The sequence below is a fragment of the Burkholderia sp. ABCPW 14 genome (assembly GCF_001523835.1).
Lineage (GTDB): Bacteria > Pseudomonadota > Gammaproteobacteria > Burkholderiales > Burkholderiaceae > Burkholderia > Burkholderia mayonis.
This window is the reverse complement of record NZ_LOVS01000159.1, coordinates 44030-67925: the sequence shown is the minus strand read 5'-3', so window position 1 is coordinate 67925 and position 23896 is coordinate 44030. Positions and strand designations below refer to the sequence as shown.

Genomic DNA, 23896 nt, shown 5'->3' with positions numbered 1-23896 from the left:
AGTGACCACAATTCGTCGTCTACAAGTTCTTTAGGCATCGCTTCCTGTCAGGCAAAACAAGACAGGAAGTTAACACCAAGTCGGAAAAGTTAACAGACCCGAAACTTAATTTCGCAACAGCTTCTTATAAGGCGTCGCCGTGCTGATACCCGGTTCCCGGCACTGGTCCGGCACCGCTAGCCTCGACTCCACGGGCTTCAGCGCGTCCCTGATCTGGCTATCCGTGATTCTCGACTTGTTCATTCCGTAGAACGCCCTCAACAAGAAAATTCCACTTCTGATCCCGCCGGTTTTTCGGGAGGATTGCCGCGTCAACGCGCCTTCCGACGTCAATCAAGTCGAAGCCATCGAATTGCCAAATATCGGTTGTTTTCCCGACGCCAAAACGCTGATTACTTGAAACAATCGCGTCCCTGAATAGCCGATCGAATGATCGACGATCCTGCTGTCAATATCATTCCGACCGCACGGACATATCAATTCGGATCGCGATCATTCAGGCATCCGGACCACCCTGGACGATGGCCTACGAGGAACTTGCATGAGCAAACAATGGAAAGTGCGACTCAACAGCATTGCGAGCGCAGAACGGCGCCGATTCCTGGCGCGAGCTTCACTATGTACCGCAGGTGCGCTCGCGATGCCGGTTTTCGCGTGCGCGACCGGCAACGACGTACGCGACGCGCATTACGTGATCGATACGTCGATCTCGTCGCCAAACCAGGATTCACGTGTGCGCACGCTTGTCCTTCACTACACCGCACAATCGCTTGCGCGCTCCGTCGCGCTGCTGACCGATCCGAAGCGGCCCGCCAGCGCGCACTATCTGGTGCCCGACGCGGCCGATGACGGCAAGCGCTTCCGCGTGTTCGCGCTCGTGCCCGAATTGAGCCGCGCATGGCATGCGGGCATCAGCTATTGGCAAGGCGAGCGCCTGCTCAACGCAAGCTCGATCGGCATCGAGATCGTCAACACCGGCTTTCCCGAGGCGGACGAAAACACGCCACTGATGCAGCGTCGTTGGTCATCGTTCCCGGACGCGCAAATGTCGGTGGTCGGCAGACTCGCGGCCGACATCGTCGCGCGTCATGGGATCCCGCCGCAAAAGGTCGTCGGTCATTCGGACATCGCGCCCGGCCGCAAGCTCGATCCGGGGCCGCTTTTCCCGTGGCAGGCGCTATACGAGCAGTACGGCGTCGGCGCGTGGCCGGACGCGATCGCGGTCGAGTACTACCGTGCTTGCCATCCGTATCGTCGCGATGTCGCCGAGCTGCAGGCGAAGCTCCTCGCCTACGGCTACGACACGCCGCAAACCGGCGTGCTCGACGAGCGGACGACGAACGTCATCGCGGCGTTTCAGATGCACTTCCGCCCCACCCGATACGACGGCGTGCCCGACATCGAAACCGTCGCGATACTCGACGCGCTGTTGGACAAGTACATTGAGCGCGACAAGCGGCCGTTGCGCGACGAGAAGGCGTCCACGCCCGAACAGCGCGACCGAACGCCCGCACTGGATTCCGCCGATGCAAAGTCAGCCGCTTAGTCGAACCTGACGAATGCGCCGCGCGTCGACGCCGCGAGCGGGAAGCGTCGTCGCGCAACAGCAATCGCCGGGCACGCCGTTTCGCACGATACGGCGCGCCCTGCTCGCGCGCATTGCGGCGCGCCAATGAACTCGAGTCATCATGCATCTCTCTCTTTCGTATTCCGATGCGAACGCCAAGCGAAACGCGTACGACGTGCCGAAGGTCACGTTCGCCGGCTCGCCGTCGGTGCTCGATGCGCACGCGCCGCCGACGCTCGGCTCTCATCTGTCCGCACCGCAGCCGCCAGCCGCATCGAACGGAACGGACGCGCGCGGCTTCTCGGCGCCCGCCGACATGCCGACGTGGTCCGGCACCGAAGGCGTGCATTTCGACTTCAACGACGGCTGCCGCGTGCTGCTGCCGGACGGGGACTGGACGGTCCGCCTGCGCGACATGCACACCGATACGCCGCTGTTCGACACGCAGATCGGCGCGGGCATCGTGACGAGCACGCGCAAGCACTTCGTGCCGTTCCTGATCGAGATCGATGTGAACGGCAAGCGTGTCTTCAAGCATCGGTTCGACGCGCACGGCAAGCCCGTGCTCATCCAGTTCGAAGCAGGCCGGCTCGGCGAAGCGCTCGGCTGGTTCGGCTACGCGGTGAAATTCCAGCGGCGGCATCGCTGCAAGCTGACGTGCTCGATGCCGGCGCCGCTGATTTCGCTGCTGAAGCCCGGCTATCCGGACATCGAGTTCATGACGCCCGACCTCGTCAATCCCGAGTGCTACTACGCGACATACCGGCTCGGACGCTTCGTCGGCGACGAAGCGCGCGCGTACCAGCCGAGCGCGCCGCAGCTCGTCGGCATGCACCGCAGCGCCGCGTACATGCTCGGCGTCGATCCGCGCGAAGCGCCGCCGCGCATCGAGCTGAGCGACGATAGCCCGCCGCTCGCGGGCCGCTATGTCTGCGTTGCCGCGCAAAGCGCGTTGCGCTGCGCGCGCTGGGAGCGGCCTGGCGGCTGGCGGGAATTGCAACGGTTTCTGACGGCGGCCGGCTACCGGATCGTCTGCGTCGACTCGCCTTCGCCGGATGTCGTCGATGAAAGCAGCGCGCTCGCGGACGCCGCGCACTGCCTTCCGCCCGACACGCCGTGGACCGAGCGCGCGCGCTGGCTGCGGCATGCGGCCTGCCTGATCGGCGTGCCCGGCGATCTCTCGTGGCTCGCGTGGGCGGTCGGCACGCCGGTCGTGCTGATCAGCGGGTTCACGCATCCGGTCAGCGAGTTCGACACGCCGTACCGCGTGATCAACTTCCATGCATGCAATAGCTGCTGGAACGATGGAAGTGTCGGGTTCGGGCACGACGATCCGTCGACTTGCCCACGTCATACCGGAACGTTACGACAATTCGAATGCGCACGGCTCATCAGCTACGAGCAGGTTACGAATGTCGTTCTTCGAATACTCGAAAAGTCGCCTCTCGGCCCATCCATCGATGTTCACGCGATAGCATGACTAAACACACGCTTCCTACGCTTGATATGCATTCCACTCCTACTTCGGCGACAGATTCTTCACCCTCTTTCAAATCGCGTCTCGTCTCGACGGTGCTCTATCAGGCACTCGCCTCTGCTTCACTGGGATGGTCGATGGATGTGCAAGCCGCTCCGCCGCCCCCAGATCCCAAGGGGTCACCACTATATGCGAAAACAGACAGAGATACGACCATATCGTCCGTCAATCAAATTCTTGATTGTCTGAACAACAGGACGAACATGAGTAGCGCTCTCCACTACGAGGTGGAGAAAATGCTGCATGCGGTATCTAATACTGAATTCGATTCCGATGGAAAAGTGGATCCCGGCGCCGGAAATCCCATGGCAGGCGCCATCAAATTCGTAACCATAAATAAGTTAGCCAAGTTATTAGAAAAAGGAGAAAAATGGCCAGATATTGCAGACACGAGCGACATAACGCATGAAGAATTCACGGCTATGCGTGAAAAAGTAAAGCAAGCAGCAGAAGATTTAAAGGCGGGAAGACCCACGGCCGATGCGGATGGGGGGCGACGTAATCATAATCAGAGTCCGAAGCAGAGTCCGAATCCTAATCCTAATCCGAATCCGAATCCGAAGCGAATTCATAATCCGAGGCAGAGTCATAATTCCAATTCCAATTCAAGCTATAATTCAAGTTCTAATTCGAAGCAGAATCAAAACAGTTTGAACAGTTCGGGCGGCTTGAGTAGTCAAGGCCTTCAGCATCCGTCGTCCAGATACTTCAAAGTCAATTCTGTACAGAGCGATGCATTGGCGATCGGTAATGACGCGATTGTCGTTGGGGCGGACGCCGTCGCGAGCGGCGATCAATCTATCGCAATTGGCACACATGCGATCGCTCATGGCTCCCGTTCGATCGCCGCCGGCGCTGGCGCAGTAGCAACGGCGCCTAATTCAATTGCACTTGGCTCGGAATCGATTGCAGATCGGGAAGGCACGGTGTCTGTCGGACGCAGTGGCCACGAGCGTCAGATCACCCACGTCGCCTCCGGCACCGAGCCCACCGACGCCGTCAACGTCACGCAACTCCGTGCAGCGATGTCGGATACGACCGCCTATACGAACCGGCGCATCGGCGACCTTCAGCAGAGCATCACCGACACCGCGCGCGATGCCTATTCCGGCGTCGCGGCCGCGACCGCACTGACGATGATTCCCGACGTCGATCGCGACAAGGTGTTGTCGATCGGCGTCGGCGGCGCGGTCTACAAGGGTCATCACGCCGTCGCGCTCGGCGGCACCGCGCGCATCGGCGAAAACCTCAAGGTGCGGGCAGGCGTCGCGATGAGCGCCGGCGGCAATACGGTCGGCGTCGGCATGAGCTGGCAATGGTGAACGCCCGCCAGCACGCGCCACACACATCGTCAAGGAGGTACACGACATGATGAAATTACCGACCCTTATCCCGATCCTCCCGGCGCTCGCGTTGTCCGTCGCGAGCCTCGGCGGCTGCAATCGCGACGCCGAACCCATGCCCGTCGCGAATGCCAATGCCAATGCCGGCGCGCCCGCGTCGCGAGGCTGGCCCGCCTACATGGAGGAGTTCAACGAGAGCATCCGATCGATGAGCGGCGAGCATGAGAGCGGCGTGCACATCAATCGCGGTTGGGGCGTCTTCAACACGGCCAAGACGGTGCCACCCAAGGACTCGGTGCCGTCGGCGTCCGCTGCGCCGACCGACGCGAGCGGCGCTCACCGCACGCCCTCGCATACGCTTCGGCCGGATGCGCCGGCCGACAATTCGCAGATATCCTGATCCGGTCGCGCCGCGACGTGCCGCCCGCGAGTAGTCGGGCACATCGCGGCGCGCTCCTCGCTCGCCGCTTGCGCGACGCATACGCTACAACGACGGCCACTACCGCGCCTCTTTCTCACACGATCGCCGTGCAACCGACACGCGAGCGACCGGAACAGCCTCGCGCCGGCCGCTCTGTGCATTTGCGGACGAGCACCACATCACGCGTCGTTCCGCACGCCTCGCTTCACGCTGACAAACGCATCGCCCGCGCCGCATCGACGCTCGCGATATCGTCGAGCACCCCCTGCACGTGCACCGAATCACGATCGCGCCGACGAATCAGCAGCGCGTACGCAGCCGACAGGCCGTCGAGCGCCAGCCCGGGATTCCACGCGAGCAAATCGTGCCGGCGGATCGGCTCGATCACGCCGCGCGCGAACGCTTCCGGGATCTCATGCGCCCAATGATCGCGCACGAACTCGCACAACCGGATGCGCGCCTTCAACCGGCATTCCGCGCTCGGCGCGCGATCGATCGCCGCCTGAATCGCATGCAGCGCGCGATCGAGCTGACCGTTTGCGGCGAGCGCGCGTGCACGGTCGACGGCATCGTCGGCGCAGGCTTCGTGCGCGTCGCTCCGCGCACGATCCGGTTCCTCTGTCATTGGTGAAGACGACGGCGACGCCGTGTCCGCCGCGCCGATCGGCGCGGAAAGCCCGGCGAGCCACGCACGGGTGGCGTCGTCGGCGAACGGCGTGCCGTCCGCGAATTTCAGCGCGTCGAGCCCCGGCAGCCGTCCAAGCAGCGCTCGAACCGCCGTCTCCACTTCATGTAGCGCATCCGCGCAATCGCCGCCCGCGCGCGCGAGCGAGCACGCGGCGATCCGTTGCAAGTCCAGCCAGAGCGGAAACGCCTGGGCGTGCTCTTCGGCGAAGCGGATTGCATCGGCGGGCTCGCCGTGCACGTCGATGCCTTTCGCCACGTCGACGACCTGTGCATTCGGCGCTGGGATCCGCGTCCGTCCGCCGTCCACTTCCGTATCCGGCAGCGCGCGCACGTTCGACCAGCATGCGAAGCGGCGCAGGCGGAAGCTGCGCGCGTCGGTCCAGTCGGCTTGCGCGAACGCCATCGCGATGCGATGCAAATGCGCGAGCGCATCGTCGAGCGCGCTCTCGCGGCCGACCGCATCGTTGAGCGACGCCGGTTGCCGGGCGGCGTCGACGTTCGCGCGCCTCCCCGTGCGACCGGCCGGCGCCGCCGGCGCGTGCTCGGCAGAGGCGTCCACGATGTTCGCGGGCGCTTCGTCCATCGCATCGAGCACGTCCGCCGCATCCGTCTCGTCCGTCTCGTCCGGCTCGACAGGCTCGACAGGCTCGACCGGCAGCCGGTCCGCGAACGCATTCACCGCGCGCATCGTCGGCGCGTCGATGTCGCGCTCGGCCAGCAGCGCGTCGATCCGCCGCGCGGCTGCGCGCAATTGATCGATCAATTCGTTGGCGCAAGCGCCGCCGCATGCGACGGCCCCGGCGTCTCGCATCGCGTCGACGCGATCGAGCAGCCACTGCAGCGCCCCGCGCCTCGCCCGCATCCGTGGCAACGGCGGCGACATCGCGTCCCAATGGCGTTCGATGAGATCGCCGACGACCTCAAGGCCGCAGCGCAGCCCGGCTGCGCCGCCGATCTGCAGCAGCGCGCCCGCCAGATAGCAGCCGACGAGCAAGTCCTTGCCCCTGTCGCGAAGCAGTTCCGTCGCGAGGTTCGCCACCGCGCGCCAATCGACCTGCCCGCCCGCGCCCGGCGATGCGAGCTTCGCGAGTTCCGTATGCAGCACGTCGAAACGCGCGTCGTTGCGCACGCCGTCGCCCGCAGGCGCGTCCGGATCGACATCCGTGCGCCCCAGCACGGAGAGCGCTTCGAAATCCACGTTCATGCACGTGCCCGATGACGCACTCCCGAGCTGACCTCGCGCGCTCACTCCCATATCGTCTCCACGTCCTTTGCAGCGAAGTAGTACCCGACGCCACGCTCGGTCCGGATCAGTTCGGGATGCTTCGGATCCTTCTCGATCTTTTTGCGCAACCGCCAAATCTGCACGTCGATCGCGCGATCAAAGACGTCGTCGAATGCGCGAGTGCATTCGAGCAATTGCGCGCGCGCGACGATGCGCGACGGCGAACCAAGAAAGAACGCAAGCAGATTGAATTCGCCGACCGTCAGCGGGACTTCGCGCGCGTCGGATGTCGACAGGCGACGCGTATTCATGTTCAATGTCCAGCCGTCGAAACGGTATGCGCGCGGATGCCTGCCGCGACGCACGGGGGCCGTCGACGGCTCGGCTCTGCGCCACAGCGCACGCATCCGCGCGAGCACCTCGCGCAGCGAGTACGGCTTCACGACGTAATCGTCCGCGCCGAATTCCAGGCCCATGATGCGATCCGCCTCTTCGTTTCGGCCTGTCACGCAGATGAGCGGGAAGCGCTGCGAATCGCGCCAGCGCAACAGCACATCGATGCCATCTCCGTCCGGCAGGCCGAGATCGAGCAGCACCATTTCGTATTCGCGCCGGCCAACCGATTCGACAGCCGCCGCCGCCGTCCCTACGCCGTCCACGGCCATGCCGTGGCCCGACAAATAACTGCAGAGCACACGCCGCAACGGCTCGTCGTCCTCGACGACGAGCACCGCTGGCAATCTTGTCGCATTCATCGTTCCTACTCCTGTGCTGTGTCGCGCGCGCCGATGTCGGTTTCGTTAGACGTACTCGTCGAGCGCACCGCCGGCAGCGTGAGCCGGAAGCGGCTGCCCGCGCCGCGCGCCGTCGCGACGGCGATTTGTCCGCGATGCGCGATTGCCGCTCCCGCGACGATCGCGAGGCCGAGCCCCGTGCCCGGCGCGCCACGCCGGTTCGAATAGAACGGCTCGAAAATGCGGTCGAGCGGTTCGACATCGATACCGTCGCCGTCGTCGCTCACCTCGATCCATACGCCGTTCGGCATTGACGGCTCGCCGACCACGACATCGAATTCATCTGGGGCCGGCGCGTGGCCATTGCTCGCGCCGATGCGCACGACGACCGTCGCACGCGCCGCGCGCACCGCGTTGCCGACGAGATTGACGACCGCGCGCGCGAACTGGCTGCGATCGGCAAATACCATGTGCCGCGTGTCGCCGCAACCGGCATCGTCACGCCGCGCGTCGCCGCATGCGTCATCGCCGCACCGAACAATCTCGACGCCGCGCGCAGCGGCCAAGCGCGCCGAACCGAGCGCCTCGTCGACAACCTCATCGACGCTCACCCACGTCAACACGGGTTCGCCACGGCGCGCGGCAAGCAGGATCTGCGTCGTCAGATCGCGGCCGCGCTCGACCACGCGATGAATTTCGTCGATCGATTCGTCCACGCGCACGCCGGCCGCAAGCCGATCGGAAACATATTCGGCATGGCAGTTGATCGTCGCCAGCACGTTATTGAAGTCGTGAACGATTCCGCCCGCGAAAAAACCGAGCGACTCGAAGCGGCGCGACCGCTCGATCTGCCTCGCGAGCCGTCTGCGCTCGCCGGTCGCAATCGCGATGCACATCGACAGGATCACGACGCCGATCAGATCGACCTGTAGCGCCCATACGCCACGGCCATCGTAATGAAATGCATACGGTCCGCGACCGCCCAGCGTCATCGCGATGAGGCTGATCGCCGCGCCGGCATTGAGCTGAGACGCGAGCACGAGCCCGCCTTCGAGCGCCGCCCAGCACAACGACAGCGCGAGCAACGCGCGCGCAACTTCTCCCTGGCCGCTCCAAATCGACGCGAAGCACAGCGAACCAAAAGCCGCGAGCGCGGGCAGCCAGTTGCGGTGCCGCGCCCACATCGTGCGGCAAGCGCGCGCTTGCCACGTGATGAGTGCGGGCAACAACGTGAGCAGTGCGAGCGCGTTTGCTGCATAGGCGCGCGACCATTCGTTCAACCACTCGCGATCGTTCATCCACACGGACAGGACCGCCGCAGCGAACATCGCGTGCATTGCCGCGGCGCCGACCGGCAACAACAGCACGAACATCGCGAAGCCGCGCAGGGTATCCACACCGCCGCCCGGCATCACGTAGCGCCGCACAAGCCACGCACCCGTCGCCGCCTCGATGACGTTGACGGCCGCGAACAGCGCGTCGACGCACCACGGCACCCAGTCGAGCGAACCCGTGATCAGCAGCGTGACGTACAGCGAGACCGCGCCCAGCCATCGCGTGAGCGGTCGGCGGCAATGCAGCAGCAGCGCGATGCCCAGCACCGGCGCGGGCCACACGACGGCCGACAGCGTGTGATTGAGCGACGTGCACGCGCCAGGCCGCGACAGCAGATGATTCGCGTAGTACAGCAGCAATAGCAGCGCCGTCGCATTCAGCGCACCGCCCCGCGTGAACGCGTGATCGGCGCGCCGCAAAGGCTGCGTGATGCGTGTGGCCCGGGCCTGTCGCGAAGGGCCGGCGTCGATGGAATTTCCGTGCATAGGTCGGTCAGAAGTCGGCGAATACTAAACCGTCTTCGTTTCGGATATCAACCTATCTTAACGATGCATCGCACGATTCTTTTCATCCGCAACGAAAGCGGCACGAGGCAACCAAAAATTGGGACCCTGCGACTAACGCCGCTTCCATCTTTCCTTCGATACTTGTCTCACTGATGTCGTTTCCGAGCGTTTCATGCAAAACGCCAAGCGCATCCATCATCCATACTCAGCCGTCGCTCGCGAGCGACAACGAAGAGGAGAATCCAACGTGACAACGAACGGATCCGTCGCACCGAAAGAGCGGGTCAACATCGTCTATCGCCCGGCGATCGGCGATGCTAAAGCAGAAGTTGAACTGCCGCTCAAGGTGCTTGTGCTCGGCGAATTCTCGACGGCCGACAACAAGCCGCCGCTCGAGGAGCTTACCCCCGTCAACATCGACAAGGACGACTTCAACCACGTGATGAAGGCGCAGCACCTGCGACTCGCGATGGGCGTGCCGAACCTGCTCGACGATCAGGCGAGCGAAGACGATCACCTGCCCGTCACGCTCGGTTTCGATTCGATCGACGATTTCTCGCCCGACGCGATCGTCGAGAAGGTGCCCGAACTGAAACAGCTCATTGCGCTGCGCGACGCGTTGAAAGCGCTCAAGGGCCCGCTCGGCAACATTCCGAGCTTTCGCAAGCGCATCCACGAGATCGTGACCGACAAGGCAGCGCGCAAGCAGTTGCTCACCGAACTCGGCATTGACGACCCAAGAACCGCGACACAAGACTCATGATCATGGAAGGCGAACACTTGCAAACCCAGAAGGCCGCCGACACGGCGAGCCCCGACGCCGCGACGCCCGACACGCCGGCATCCCTGCTCGATGAACTGATCGAGACCGCGCGCGTGAAGCGCGACGAGGACGCCTATCCAGTGACGCGTCACGGCATCCAGGCATTCGTCGCACACCTGGCGGCGCCCAAGCGCCCGATCGAGGCCGTGAGCCAGGCGACGGTCGACGACATGATCGCCGAGATCGATCGCAAGCTGTGCCGGCAGGTAGACGCGATCCTGCACCATCCGGATTTTCAGCAGCTCGAATCGACGTGGCGCTCGCTGAAGTTCCTCGTCGACCGCACGGATTTTCGCGAGAACATCAAGATTCAGTTCCTCGACGTCGGCAAGGCCGCGCTTCTCGACGATTTCGACGATTCGCCCGACATCACGAAATCCAGCCTGTACCAGAAGGTCTACACGGCCGAGTACGGCCAGTTCGGCGGCCAGCCGATCGGCGCGATCGTCGCGAACTATACGTTCGGGCCCGGCGCGCAAGACGTCAAGCTGCTGCAATACGTCGCGAGCACGTCCGCGATGGCGCATACGCCGTTCATCGCGGCGGCGGGACCCGCGTTCTTCGGTATCGATTCGTTCGGCAAGCTGCCGAACGTGAAGGATCTGTCGTCGCTCTTCGAGGGGCCGCAATTCACGAAATGGAACGCGTTTCGCGAGAGCGAGGATGCGCGCTACGTCGGCCTCACGCTGCCGCGCTTCCTGCTGCGGCTGCCGTACGGCGCGAACACGACGCCCGTCAAGCGCTTCAACTACGACGAGCGCGTCGACGGCGGAGACACGGACTTCCTCTGGGGCAACGCCGCGTTCGCGTTCGCGACGCGGCTCACCGCGAGCTTCGCCGACTATCGCTGGTGCGCGAACGTGATCGGCCCGAAAGGCGGCGGCACGGTCGCCGATCTGCCGCTCTATGCATACGAGGCAATGGGCGAGATCCAGAACAAGATCCCGACCGACGTGCTGATTTCCGAGCGCCGCGAGTTCGAGCTCGCCGAGCAGGGATTCATCGCGCTCACGATGCGCAAGCACAGCGACAACGCCGCGTTCTTCTCCGCCAATTCGACGCAAAAGCCGAAGTTCTTCGGCATCAGCAAGGAAGGCAAGGATGCCGAACTGAATTACCGGCTCGGCACGCAGCTTCCGTACATCTTCGTCGTCAACCGGCTCGCCCATTACATCAAGGTCATCCAGCGCGAGAACATCGGCACGTGGAAGGAGCGCGGCGATCTCGAGCAGGAACTCAACCAGTGGATACGCCAGTACGTCGCGGACATGGACAACCCGACCGAGGGCGTCCGGGGCCGCCGGCCGCTGCGTCAAGCGGAGATCTTCGTGTCGGACGTCGAAGGCGAGCCGGGCTGGTACCGCGTCGATATGAAGGTGCGGCCGCATTTCAAGTACATGGGCGCGTCGTTCACGCTGTCGCTCGTCGGCAAACTCGAAAAGCGCTGACGGCGCGCGGCCGTCAGCGCACCGCACCCAGTGTTTCATCCGTGATATTCGGGCGCTGCATCGAAACGGAAATCCAATTCGCGCCGCCGATAATCGTTTCACGTCTGCGGCCCCGCATCGGGTCACGACGTTCGTCAATCCGGCGCGCCCTGCGGCGCGCCGTCACACCAGGAGAAATTCGCCATGCCGATGCCGTGCTTTCTCACGCTCGAAGGGCAAACCCAGGGCAACATCGAGGGTTCCGTCGACATCCAGGGTCACGAGGGCAAGATTCTCGTCCAGGCCGTCGAACACACGATCGAGATCCCGAAGAGCCCGCAAACGGGTCTGCCGACGGGCAAGCGCATCCACGGACCGATGACGCTGACGAAGGAAATCGACAAGTCGTCGCCGAAACTATCGCAGGCGCTCGCGTCCGGTGAGCAGATGAAATCGGTCGTGCTCGAGTTCTACCGGATTCTGAAAGAGGGCAAGGAGGAGCATTACTACACGGTCAAGCTCGAGAACGCGATCCTGACGAGCATCCGCTCGTGGACGCCGAACTGCCTCGTGCTCGACAACAAGCAGCTCGGCCACATGGAAGACGTGTCGTTTACCTACGAGAAGATCACGTGGACCTACGTGCCGGACGGTATCGAGGCCGAGGACTCGTGGCGCGCGCCGAAGGTATGACCGCTCGCCTGCCTGCCCGCCCTCCGGCGGGCGAGCGCCGCCTGCTCGAGCGGATCGCGGACTGGGAGGCGGGTGGCGAGCACGGCGGCATCCCGCGCGCGGACGTGCTCGCGCGCTCGGTCATCGATCATCTGCGCCGCATCTTGAACACGCGGCAGGGCCACGTGCCGATCGACCCGGTCTTCGGCGTGCCGGATTTCACGAATCTCGCGGGCGGTTTTGCGCAAGGGTCCGCCCGCGAGATCGAAGCGCAGATCGAACGCGTGATCAAGTGCTACGAACCTCGGCTGAAATCGCCGCGCGTCGTGCTCGCCGAGCGCCCGCTCGATGCGGCGACGCTGCACTTCAGTCTCGACGCGCTGCTCGTGCTCGACGCGCGCGAAGTGTCGGCGCGCTTTCTGACAACCGTCAGCGGCAACGGAAAGATCGATATCCGAACGATTTCCTGAGCGCGCGCGATTTCGCCGCGAGTCCATCATGACCACCACCACGCTGAATCGCTATTACGAGGACGAGCTGTTCCGTCTGCGCGAGCTCGCCGCCGAGTTCGGCCGCGCGCACCCGCTGCTCGCGCCGATGCTCGGCGCGCCGTCGGGCGACCCGGACGTCGAGCGACTGCTCGAAGGCGTCGCGTTCCTGACGGGGCTCGCCCGGCAAAAGCTCGACGACGGCCTTCCGGAGCTCGTGCAGGGACTCGCGAACCTGCTGTTTCCGCACTCGCTGCGCCCGGTTCCGGCGGCGACACTGATCGCATTCGAGCCGCGCGGCGCGCTGCGCGAGCGCGCGGTCGTCGGTGCCGGCACCGAGATCGAATCGACGCCTGTCGACGGCACGGCCTGCCGGTTCCGCACGTGCGTCGACCTCGACGTCGAGCCGATCGCACTCGCCGACTGCCGGTTCGTGCCGTCCGCGAGCGACCTGCCCGCTCTGCGCCTCGACTTCGAGATGCTCGGCATCGACGCAAGCGAATGGGACGCGACGCGCATCCGCCTGTTCGTCGGCGGCGAGCGGCTGCACGCGAGCCGGCTGTTCACGCTGCTGATGCGGCACGTCGTATCGGTCGACATCACGTGCGGCCCCCCGGATCGGCCCGGCCCGCGCATCGCGCTTGGCGGCGGCGCGTTGCGGCCGGCGGGCTTCGACGACGTGCTGCTGCCCTGCCCCGACCGCGCGTTTCCGGGCTTCCGGCTGCTGCACGAATACTTCGCGTTCGCCGAGAAATTCCTGTTCGTCGAACTGACCGGCCTCGAGCGATGGCGCGCCGCCCGCTCAGGCACGCAGTTCAGCGTGTGGCTCGCGCTCGACTGCGCGCCCGGCTGGTTGTCGGGCGTCGATCGCGACAGCTTCCGGCTGAACGTCGCCGCCGCGCTGAACCTGTTTCCGCACGAGGCGGTACCGATCCAGCACGAGCATCGTGCGACCGACTACCGGCTGCAGCCCGAAGGCGACGCGCGCGGCGACTGCCGGATCTTTTCCGTCGATCGCGTGGTGGGCTATCGTCCCGGCCATCCGGGCGATCGGCATTACGTACCGTTCGGCGTCGCGGGCGACGCCGCGAGCTATCGGCTCATTCGCCGCACGGCGCTCGACGGACGCAGACACAACGTCCATCTTGCGCTCGCCTATCCACCCGGCGAGGCACTCGCGACCGAGACACTGTCGATCGACCTGTCGTGCACGAACGGCGCGCTGCCCGCGAATCTGAAGATTGGCGACGTGTGCCGCCCGACTGACAGCTCGCCCGAGTGTTTCGCGTTCGCCAACATCACGCCCGTGAGCCCGTCGATCGATCCGCCGCTCGGCGAGCCTCTGCTGTGGCGGACGATCGGTCTTCTCGCGCTGAATTTCCTGTCGCTCGGCAGCGCCGACAGCCTGAAGCAGATGCTCGCGCTCCACGCGTTCGCCGAGTACCGCGATGACGCGCGCGCGCAAGGCGACCGCCGCCGCATCGACGGGATCGAGTCAGTCGACGTACAGCCTGAGACGCGGATTGTCGGCGAGCGGATACTGAACGGCCAGCGCGTCGTGCTGCGCTGCCGCTCGGACGCGTTCGGCGGCACCGGAGAGCTGTATCTGTTCGGCTGCGTGCTCGAGCGCTTTCTGTCCGATTACGCGGCGATCAACACATACATGCGCGTCGAGATCGACGTGTTGCCCGACGGCGAGCGTTTCGCGTGGCCGCCGAGGATGGGGGCGCAATGCCTGCTCTAGAGCCTGTCCTGCTCGGTGAGGCGAAGCACTTCGCGTATTTTCAGGCGATCCGGCTGCTGCGTCGCATTGTTCGCGAACGGCGCGGCGACGCCGCTGGCAGGCCCGCCGCGCCGATGCCGATCCATACGCGGCCGAATCTCGCGCTGTCGTTTCCGGACACCGACGTCGAGCGCATCGACAAGGCGGAAGACGGCGGCTACCGGGTCATCGCGAACTTCTTCGGGCTGTACGGCGTGTCGTCGCCGCTGCCGACGTTCTATACCGAAGACCTGATCGATGAAACGTCCAAGGGCCGCCACGCGGCGCGAGGCTTCCTCGACGTGCTGCATCGCGTGCTCTATCCGCTCCTGTTCGACGCATGGCTCAAGTATCGGCTGTCGCTGCGGATCGTCGAGGAGCGCGACGCGGCCGCGCTACGCCCGCTCTATGCGCTCGCGGGCGTCGACGTGCGCACCGCGCGCGACGCGGGCCTGCACGAGCACGCGCTGCTGCGACACGTCGGACTGCTGAGCCAGCGGCCGCGCTCGGCGTCCGGATTACGCGCGCTGCTCGCCGACACGCTCGCGCCCTCGACGGTCGACATCGAGCAGTGTGTGCCGCAATGGCTGCCGATTCCCGACGATCAGCGCACTCGCGTCGGCGCGCGTGCGCATCGGCTCGGCGTCGACGCGCGCGTCGGCGAGCGGATGCGCGACGACGGCGGGCGGCTGCGCATCGTGCTCGGCGACGTGCCTGGCCCGCTGTTTCGCGAGCTAATGCCTGGCGGCGACGCGTTTCGCCGGCTCCGGTTCCTCGCGCGCCTCTATCTGACGCAACCATTCGTCGTCGATGTCACGGTACGCGTGCGCGCGCGCGACGCCGGCCCCGCGCGCTGCGGCGGCGACGCATGGTCGCGCGTCGGGCTCGACGCGTGGCTCGGCGGCCCGTCTGCCGAACGCGCGACGTCGCCTGAATTCCGTCTTCCGACTTCCCTCTTTGATCAAGCGAGACCCCATCATGCTGGTTGACCTGAAGCCGTTGATCGAACAGCTCAACCCCTATTGCCGGACGTCGCTCGAAAACGCGGTCGGCGCATGCGTCGCGCGCCGGCACGACGACGTCACCGTCGAGCACCTGCTCGCGCGGCTGTGCGACGAGCCGTCGGCTGACGTCGCGCTGCTGCTGCGCGCGAGCGGCGTCGACGCGGCGCGCCTGCGCCGGCAAGCCGACGCGGCGCTCGACGCGCGGCCGGCGGGCGACAGCGGCCGCCCCGCGTTCGCGCCGTCGCTGCTCGCACTGCTGCAGGACGCGTGGCTGATCGCGTCGCTGGAGCTAGGCGAGACGCGAATCCGCTCGGCGGCGGTGCTTGCCGCCGCTGTCGCGCGCGCCGCGCGGCAGCCATCGCCCGGCCGCGACGACGTGCTGCAGTCGTTGCGCAAGGACGCGCTTCTCGCGCGCTTCACCGATGCCTGCGCGCAATCGGTCGAATCGACGCAAACGGGCGCGCGCGGCGCCGCGCCGGGCGGCGCGCACGATGATGGATCGAGCGCGATCGCCCGCTATTGCGAGGACTTCACCGCAAAGGCCCGCGCCGGCGGGATCGATCCGGTGTTCGGCCGCGACGCCGAAATCCGTCAGATCGTCGATATCCTCGCGCGGCGGCGCAAGAACAATCCCGTGTGCGTCGGCGAGCCGGGCGTCGGCAAGACGGCCGTCGTCGAGGGGCTCGCGCTGCGGATCGCCGAAGGCGACGTGCCGGCAACGCTGCGGCACGCGACGCTGCTCGGTCTCGATCTCGGACTGCTTCAGGCAGGTGCGAGCGTCAAGGGCGAATTCGAGCAGCGGCTCAAGCGCGTGATCGCCGAAATCCGCGCGTCGCAAACGCCCATTGTGCTATTCGTCGACGAGGCGCACACGCTGGTCGGCGCGGGCGGCCCGGCGGGCGCGTCCGATGCGGCGAACCTGCTGAAGCCCGTGCTCGCGCGCGGCGAGCTGCGCACGATTGCGGCCACCACGTGGAGCGAGTACAAGAAGTACTTCGAGAAGGACGCGGCGCTCGCCCGACGCTTTCAGCCTGTGAAGCTCGACAGCCCCGATGTCGCGACGTCGGTGATGATTCTGCGCGGCCTGAAGGACCGCTATCAGGACGCGCACGGTGTGACGATCCGCGACGATGCGCTCGTCGCGGCGGCCGAGCTGTCGGACCGCTACATCACGGGCCGGCAGTTGCCGGACAAGGCGATCGACCTGCTCGACACGGCCTGCGCGCGCATAAAGGTGCGCCAGCAGACGAAGCCCGCCACGCTCGAGGACGCGGAGCGCGCGATCCAGGCGCTCGAGCGCGAGCGGCGCGCGCTGCGGCAGGACCTCGCGGATCGCTGCGCGCCGGACACGCCGCGTGTCGCCCACATCGCGGACGAGCTTACCGCGCTGTCCGCGCGCGCCGACGCGTTGCGCGACGCATGGGCGGCGCAGCGCGACGCGGCGCAAGCGCTGGTCGAGGCGCGCCGCGCGTGCCGTGCGGTCGAGGATGCCGCAGCGCATGCGCGCGCCGCTTCGAACGCCCAGGCCGATTCGAATGCGCACGCCCACGATCACGACCACGCGGCGCGCGCGCTCGCCGATGCGACCCGCCGCTTCGAGCACGCGCAGCGCGACGCCCGGCTCGTGCAGATCGACGTCGATCCGGACGCGATCGCCGACGTCGTGGCCGACTGGACCGGCATCGCGGCCGGCAAGCTGCGCCGCGACCGTGCGAACGTGATGCTGCGGCTCGCCGACACGCTCAAGCGCCGCATCCGCGGCCAGGATCACGCGATCGAGCAGATCGCGGAAGCCGTCAAGACAGGCGCGGCCGGCGTGCACGATCCGCGTCGGCCGCTCGGCGTGTTCCTGCTCGCCGGGCCGTCCGGCGTCGGCAAGACGGAAACCGCGGTCGCCGTCGCCGACGCGCTGTTCGGCGACGAGCGCTCGATCGTCGTCGTCAACATGAGCGAATACCCGGAGCGGCATGACGTCAGCCGGCTGATCGGCTCGCCGCCCGGCTACGTCGGCTACGGCGAAGGCGGCATGCTGACCGAGGCGGTGCGCCAGCGGCCCTATTCGGTCGTGCTGCTCGACGAAGTCGAGAAAGCCCACCCGGATGTATTGAACTTGTTCTACCAGGTCTTCGACAAGGGCTCGCTGTCCGACGGCGAAGGCAAGGAAGTCGACTTCGCGAATACGGTGATCTTCCTCACGTCGAATCTCGGCACGGATGCGATCGCCGATCTGGCCGCGTCCGGCTGCCGGCCGGACGCGGACGCGATGCGCGCGGCGATCCGGCCGACTCTGTCGCGCCATTTCAAGCCCGCGCTGCTCGCGCGGATGACCGCGATTCCGTATGCGACGCTCGCGCCCGACACGCTCGTGGACATCGCGCGGCTGAAGCTCGAACGCATGACGGCGCGCGTCGCCGCGCAGCATGGAACGCGCGTCGTCTACGCCGCCGCCGTCGTCGCGCACGTCGCTGCGCGCTGTACCGAAGTCGAATCGGGCGCGCGCAACGTCGACTTCGTCCTGCAACGTCACGTGCTGCCTGCGCTCGCGCAGCACATTCTCGTGCACGCGTGCGATGCGACGCCTGCGTCCGCGATCCGCGTCGCGGTCGACGCCGACGGCCGCTTCGTCGTCTCGACCGACGAGCCGGCCGAGTCCGACGCGACCAACGCGACCAACGCGACCAACGCGACCAACGCGACCAACGCGACCAACGCGACCAACGCGCGCTGACGCCCCCCGCCGCCCAGGAGTTCCCGATGTCTTCGTCCCACCAACCGATTGCTGACGCGGCGTGCGCGAACGCGCGGCGCTTCGCATTCGTCAGCGACGCGTACGGCGAAACGGCGTTTGACGTCGTCGACATGACCGGACGCGAGGCGATCTCGCAACTGTACCGATTCGAGCTGACGCTCATCAGCGCGGAGCCGCAAATCGACTTCGCAAGGATGCTGAGCCGCGCAGCGACGCTGACGATCCGTCCGGCGTATGGCAACGCCAACACGACGCATTATTCCGGCGTGCTCGCCGAATTCGAGCAGTTGAACGGCTTTCGCGACCGTACCGTCTATCGCGCGGTGCTCGTGCCGCGCCTGTGGCGGCTGTCGCAGTACAGGGTGTCCGACGTCTACCTGAACGAGCAGACGATTCCCGACATCGTGAAAAAGGTGCTGCGCGCCGCGTCGTTCGGCAGCCGCGACTACCGGTTCCGGCACGGCGGCGGCTATCGCAAGCGCAGCTTCGTCTGCCAGTACGACGAAAGCCATCTCGATTTCGTGTCGCGCTGGATGGAAAAGGAAGGCATCTATTACTACTTCGAGCAGGACGGCGCGCGCGATACGCTCGTGATCGTCGACGAGCGCCGCCATCAGCCGGGCCCGGCCGACGATCTCGCGCTCCGCTACCTGCCCCCGACGGATTTCGACACGGGCATCGACGCGGACCGCGTGCAGGCGTTCGCGTGCCGCGCGAAGCCGCTGCCGCGCGAAGTCGTGCTGCGCGATTTCAATCACCGAAAAGCGGAACTGCCGCTCGAAGTCCGCGAGAGCGTGTCGCGCGACGGCGTCGGTGAAATAGTGTCGAGCGACGAGCATTTCCATACGAAGGATGAGGGCCGGCGCTATGCGAAGCTGCGCGCCGAGGCACTGACATGCGAAGGCCGCCGGTTCGTCGGCGAAGCGACCGCGACCGGTCTGCGCGCCGGCCGATTCATCGCGCTCTCGGGCCACTATCGCACGGATTTCGACGGCCGATATCTGGTGACGGCGGTCACGCATCGCGGCTCGCAGGCGCGCCTGTTGTTTCCTGATCTCGACGCGCCCTTCGGCGTGACGTCGGACGACGTCGTCTACCGCAGCGAATTCGACGCCATTCCCACGCACGTCCAGTACCGGCCACCGCGCACGACGCCGAAGCCGCGAGCGGCGGGCGTCGTCAGCGCGATCGTCGATGGCGAGGGCGGCGGCAAGCTCGCCGAGCTCGACGAATACGGGCAGTACAAAGTGCGCTTTCCGTTCGCACATAGCACCCATCCGGCTAACAAGGGCTCCGCGCGGATCCGGATGGCGACGCCGTATTCGGGCCGCGACCGCGGCATGCATTTGCCGCTTCTGAAGCAAACCGAGGTGAAGATCGCATTCGACGGCGGCGATCCCGACCGCCCCGTCATCGTCGGCGCGGTGCCCAATTCGTCGCACGGCAGCGTCGTGACGCGCAAAAATCCGGCCGCGCACCGGATCGTGACCGAACACAACCAGCTCTACATGAAGGACGGCCGCGACGCGGCGACGTGGCTGCACGCGCCGAACAACCATATCGGCATCGGCGCGCTCGGGCCGGGTGACGGGCTCGCGCTTCTCACGTCCGGCAACAAGTTCGATTTCTCGCTCGGCAACGCGTACCGCTTCTCGGGCGGGCTCAAATGCACGGTGTCGATGGGCGGCAACACCGACATCTACGTCGGCGTGCGCAACAGCCTCGACGTCAGCGCGAATTTCCTGACGACGCTGCAAGGCAACCTGCGCTGGATGTTGCCCGGCAGCCGGACCTACGAGATCAACGATAGCGCGTCGACGCTGCTGCAAACGCTCCACAAGCAGTCCGCAACGCGCGCGATCCGGCTGTCCGCGGGGCAGGATGCGTCTGCCGTGCTGCAAAAGCAGCTCGACAAGCTCAAAGGCAAGGTGCGCAAGTTCATGATCGTATCGGGCCTCGCGAACGCCGGGTCCGCGGCCGCTGCCGCGGGTCTCATCAAGGGCAGCGGCGCAATCGCCGATCTGCCATGGGCGGGCTTCGGCGTGGCCGCCGCTCAGTTCGCCGGCGTGAGCGCCGTCAGCACCGGGTTGATGGCGACGTCGCGTACGTTGCTCGCGAACATCGCCAAGCTGCAGGCGGCGCTGCCGCTCGTCGCCGACCTGTCGCTCGGCAAGCACGGCATCGCCCTCGCCGCGAAGAACCTGACGCACGCGACCCGGATGTCGCTGACCGTCGACGGCGTCACGTGGTCGACGCACGGCAAGGGGCCGGGCGCGGCCGACGTCGCGATGAGCGTCGGCAAAGGCCGTTGGGGCGTCGAATCGGCGAAACATGCGCACGTCCACGCGAACGACACGCTGCTGTTCGCGGTACCGGCCGATCCGGTGTCCAAGCTCGACCTCAAGGAGCTGATCGGGCTGCGTCAGGATCTCGACGCGTGTCTGAAGGACATCGCCGATCTCGAAGCCGACATCTCGGAGAACCAAGTACTGTCGACCGATCAGAACGCGTTCGGCGTGAGCGCACTCATGCCGACGCCACCGTCGCCGGCCGACGCAGTCGCGGCGGTCGCGATCAAGGCCAAGGAGGCGAAGCTCGTCGAGCTGAACGCAAAGCAGAAGCTGGTCGCGCTGAAGATCGACAACCTCCAGCAAAAGTTCGTGAAGCACGTCAAGAACCTGAGCGCCGTGCGGATGAGCGCATCCGACGCGGAGCTCGGCTTCAAGGGCAACCGGCTCGTCGCGACGGCCGACGGCGTCACGCTCGCGCACGCGCAGGGCAAGGCGAAGCTCGACGTCCATGAAACGAAGATAGGCGTCGAAGCGGGTAAATCGAGCGTCGAGGTCGACGAAGGAAAGATTGCGGCCGACTGCGGCTCGGCGGCGCTCAAGCTCGGCAGCGACGGCGCGATCGACGTGCGGGCGACGAACCTCAAGCTGAGCGGCAGCGCGTCGGTGAAGATCGATGGCCAACTGATCCAGCTCGGCTGACCTGCTCACTCGTACGCATTCCTTCATGAAAATCGTCAAACCCGATACGCTCGCACTGCTCTACCGGACACTGCGCTCCGAAGGCGTCGACCGGCTGTCGATCGGCGCGCTCGCGCTCTTTCCGCTGCGCACTGACGCGCCCGTCGGCCCCGATGACCTCGCGACCGAGACGGCGCTCTGGCAAGTCGCACAACAGATGCTCGACGCAGATGCGCCGCTTGACGAAGGCTTTCCGAAGCCGGCGAGTGAATTCCTCGTCTACGGCGACGTGCATGCGCCTGCGTGCGAACGCGGCGCGCGCGCGTCGATCGCGGTACGCGCGCGCATCGGTGCGACGTGCAAGGAACGGCTCGTCGATGTGCGAGCGTCCGCGCCGCTTGCCGATTTCCGCGCGTTGCCGGCGTCGGATCGCGAGCGCGCGCGCCATCTCGGGCCATTGGACGCGCGCTGGCAGGCGCATCACTGGCCTCATCTCCCCGCCGGCACACGCGCCGAGTACTTCCACACAGCGCCGCGCGACCAACGGATCGCCGGATTCTGGCGCGGCGGCGAGCCCATCGAGCTCGTCAACATGCATGCGGACCGGCCGATCGTCGCGGGCGCGCTGCCGCGCGTGCGGGCGCGCTGCTTCGTCGAGCGCTCGGTCGGCGGCGTCGCGCGCGTCGACACGTGTCCGATGCGCGCCGAAACCGTCTGGCTGTTCCCCGGCGCGGCCTGCGGAATCGTCCTGTATCGCGCGCTCGCTGCGATCGACGACGAAGACGGCGATGATGTCGTGCGCGTGATCGCCGGCTGGGAAAGCGCCGATGCTCCGCCGCTGGCCGACGATGCTTACATCGGCCGGCCAGTGACCGAAGACCGGCCTCCGCTCGCGAGCGCCGCCGCGCCGGCGGCAAGCGTCGACGACGAAGCGCGCGCCGATCCCGGCCGCGACATGGACCCTGCGCCGGCCGCGTCGGCCTCGTTCGCGCAACCGCCGGCACCGGAACTGTCCGGACTCGAACGGGATGCGGCGGCACTCGCCGCGCAAACCGACGCGCTGCTCGCCGAGCACGGCCTGACGGAAGCCGATATCGCGCGGCTGCTGCCCGCGCGCGTCGCGCCCACCGACCTGAACCTGGACGAACTGGCCGCGCTAGCGGCGGAACTCGACGCGCAGACCGAGCAATGGCAAGCCCAGTGTGGCGCATCAGCGGCGGCCGGCGAGCAAAGCGCCACGCCGCCGTCGTCATCGTCTCCCGGGTCGCCGGAATCGGACGATGCATCGCTCGTCGAGCTATTCCGGCAAGCCGACGCGCAAGCCCGCGCACTCGTCGAGCATCACGGCTTATCGCGCGCGCAGGTGCAGGCGGCCGCGCACGGCCAACCCCAGCTCGCCGCGCTCGCGGACGCGCTCGATGCACTCGACACGCCCGATGCGCCGCTTGACTTCGACGCGCTGACCGCTGGCCTCGCGGCCCCCAGTGACCATGAGGCGATCGCACCGGATGCGCCGGCCGTCCCCGAACAGCCGCCCGCCAATCAGTTCGCCAATCAGTTCGCCAATCAGTTCGCCAATCAGTTCGCCAATCCGCTCGCCAATGTCGCACTAGCGTTCCCCGCGAGCCCGCTCACGCGCGAGCGGGTCATCGAACGCCACGCCCGCGGGCTCGGCTTCGCCGGCCTCGATCTGAGCGACCTGGATCTCTCGTCGGCGGCGCTCGAACACGCGGATTTCCGCGATTCGCACCTCGAGCGAACCTGCTTCGCCGGCTGCAGGCTGGCTGGCGCGTCGTTCGAACGCGCGCTGCTGCCGCATGCGGACTTCTCGAACGCAGACCTTTGCGAGGCGACGCTCGCACACGCGTCCGCGCCCGGTGCATCTTTCCGGGGCGCCACGCTCGACCGCGCGCGCCTCGACCACGCCGACTTCACTCACTGCGACTTCACGCGCGCGTCGCTCGTCGAAAGCCGCTGCGCGGGAGCGCAATTCGATGAAAGCGCGATGCCCGGGCTTGCGGCCGCGCGACTCGACGGCGCGCACTCGAGCTTTGCCGGGTGCGCACTTGACGCCGCTGATTTCACGTCCGCGCGCCTGCCGCGCGCGAACTTCCAGCGCGCGACGCTTACGGACGCAACGTTCGCGTCGGCGCAATGCGACGGCGTCGAATGGCACGCCGCGCAGGCGCCGCACGCCCGGTTCAACTCGGCATCGCTGCGCGGCTCGCGCGCGGACGCGTCGACGTCGTTCCGGCAGGCCGACCTGAGCAGCGCGGCGCTCGACGATGCGAACTGGGACGGCGCGGACCTGAGTTACGCGAATCTGCACAAGGCGACGCTCGATCGCGCGAGCCTCGTTCGTGCGATCGCGAGCGGCGCGCAACTGACCTTGACGAGCGCGCGGCGCGCCGATCTGGCGAAGGCCGATCTATCACACGCGGACATGCGCTTCTCGAACCTGTTCGGCGCATCGCTACGCCGCACGCGGCTCGACGGCGCGCAACTGCAATCGAGCAACCTGTACGGCGCCGATTGCTACGGCACGGCGCTCGGCCGATCCCAGTTCGACGGCGCGAACGTCGAACGAACGCTGCTTGACGTGCCGGGCCGCCTCTGCCCAGACACCGACGGCCGATCCATTTGACGA

At 66.3% G+C, this 23896-nt stretch carries 16 protein-coding genes; 13 read left to right on the top strand and 3 right to left on the bottom strand.

What is annotated here, in order from left to right; genetic code table 11:
* Nucleotides 1-541: 541 nt before the first annotated feature.
* From WS62_RS25935 to bimD, 4 genes are all read left to right on the top strand, one after another.
* Nucleotides 542-1546: an N-acetylmuramoyl-L-alanine amidase gene (locus WS62_RS25935; RefSeq protein ID WP_066577017.1), complete on the top strand. Its 1005-nt coding sequence runs from the start codon at nucleotides 542-544 to the stop codon at nucleotides 1544-1546.
* A gap of 142 nt (nucleotides 1547-1688) precedes the next feature.
* Nucleotides 1689-3047, top strand: coding sequence for an autotransporter strand-loop-strand O-heptosyltransferase (locus tag WS62_RS25930; protein ID WP_066577014.1), 1359 nt, complete (start codon nucleotides 1689-1691; stop codon nucleotides 3045-3047).
* Nucleotides 3044-4426 carry a YadA family autotransporter adhesin gene (locus WS62_RS37645; protein ID WP_269435309.1) on the top strand — a complete coding sequence of 461 codons (1383 nt, stop codon included), beginning with the start codon at nucleotides 3044-3046 and terminating at the stop codon, nucleotides 4424-4426. Before WS62_RS25930 ends, WS62_RS37645 begins: the two co-directional genes overlap by 4 nt.
* 49 nt (nucleotides 4427-4475) lie before the next feature.
* Entirely contained in the window at nucleotides 4476-4847 is a 372-nt protein-coding gene (bimD, locus tag WS62_RS25920; protein WP_066577029.1) for a protein BimD, read from the top strand.
* A 226-nt stretch (nucleotides 4848-5073) separates the two neighbouring features.
* Here the strand turns inward: bimD and tssA are convergent, their stop codons facing one another.
* Genes tssA through WS62_RS25905 form a run of 3 tightly spaced genes read right to left on the bottom strand, consistent with a single transcriptional unit; the run spans nucleotide 5074 to nucleotide 9334 of the window.
* A complete protein-coding gene (gene tssA, locus WS62_RS25915; RefSeq protein ID WP_442855104.1) occupies nucleotides 5074-6759 on the bottom strand; it encodes a type VI secretion system protein TssA in 1686 nt (561 codons plus the stop codon).
* Nucleotides 6760-6800: 41 nt separating this feature from the next.
* Entirely contained in the window at nucleotides 6801-7535 is a 735-nt protein-coding gene (locus WS62_RS25910) for a response regulator transcription factor (RefSeq protein ID WP_066577010.1), read from the bottom strand.
* A 5-nt stretch (nucleotides 7536-7540) separates the two neighbouring features.
* Nucleotides 7541-9334, bottom strand: coding sequence for an ATP-binding protein (locus WS62_RS25905; protein ID WP_066577008.1), 1794 nt, complete (start codon nucleotides 9332-9334; stop codon nucleotides 7541-7543).
* A gap of 268 nt (nucleotides 9335-9602) precedes the next feature.
* Between WS62_RS25905 and tssB the strand changes: the two genes are divergently transcribed.
* The 9 genes from tssB to WS62_RS25860 all read left to right on the top strand — a co-directional run bounded on the left by tssB (nucleotide 9603) and on the right by WS62_RS25860 (nucleotide 23893).
* Nucleotides 9603-10118 (top strand): type VI secretion system contractile sheath small subunit, encoded by a 516-nt coding sequence (gene tssB, locus WS62_RS25900; RefSeq protein WP_066577004.1) that lies wholly within the window; start codon nucleotides 9603-9605, stop codon nucleotides 10116-10118.
* 2 nt (nucleotides 10119-10120) lie between these two features.
* Entirely contained in the window at nucleotides 10121-11626 is a 1506-nt protein-coding gene (gene tssC / locus WS62_RS25895) for a type VI secretion system contractile sheath large subunit (protein ID WP_066577002.1), read from the top strand.
* Between the two features lie 183 nt (nucleotides 11627-11809).
* Nucleotides 11810-12298: an Hcp family type VI secretion system effector gene (locus tag WS62_RS25890; protein WP_066484327.1), complete on the top strand. Its 489-nt coding sequence runs from the start codon at nucleotides 11810-11812 to the stop codon at nucleotides 12296-12298.
* Nucleotides 12295-12747 carry a type VI secretion system baseplate subunit TssE gene (gene tssE / locus WS62_RS25885; RefSeq protein WP_066484325.1) on the top strand — a complete coding sequence of 151 codons (453 nt, stop codon included), beginning with the start codon at nucleotides 12295-12297 and terminating at the stop codon, nucleotides 12745-12747. Before WS62_RS25890 ends, tssE begins: the two co-directional genes overlap by 4 nt.
* A gap of 28 nt (nucleotides 12748-12775) precedes the next feature.
* Nucleotides 12776-14509: a type VI secretion system baseplate subunit TssF gene (tssF, locus tag WS62_RS25880; protein WP_066577000.1), complete on the top strand. Its 1734-nt coding sequence runs from the start codon at nucleotides 12776-12778 to the stop codon at nucleotides 14507-14509.
* The gene (tssG, locus tag WS62_RS25875) at nucleotides 14497-15516 is read left to right on the top strand and encodes a type VI secretion system baseplate subunit TssG (protein ID WP_066576998.1); all 1020 of its coding nucleotides are present in this window, start codon (nucleotides 14497-14499) and stop codon (nucleotides 15514-15516) included. Before tssF ends, tssG begins: the two co-directional genes overlap by 13 nt.
* A complete protein-coding gene (gene tssH / locus WS62_RS25870; protein WP_066577027.1) occupies nucleotides 15503-18259 on the top strand; it encodes a type VI secretion system ATPase TssH in 2757 nt (918 codons plus the stop codon). Before tssG ends, tssH begins: the two co-directional genes overlap by 14 nt.
* Nucleotides 18260-18285: 26 nt before the next feature.
* Nucleotides 18286-21270 carry a type VI secretion system Vgr family protein gene (locus WS62_RS25865; protein ID WP_066576996.1) on the top strand — a complete coding sequence of 995 codons (2985 nt, stop codon included), beginning with the start codon at nucleotides 18286-18288 and terminating at the stop codon, nucleotides 21268-21270.
* A 25-nt stretch (nucleotides 21271-21295) separates the two neighbouring features.
* A complete protein-coding gene (locus WS62_RS25860; protein WP_066576994.1) occupies nucleotides 21296-23893 on the top strand; it encodes a type VI secretion system accessory protein TagAB-5 in 2598 nt (865 codons plus the stop codon).
* Nucleotides 23894-23896: the final 3 nt, after the last annotated feature.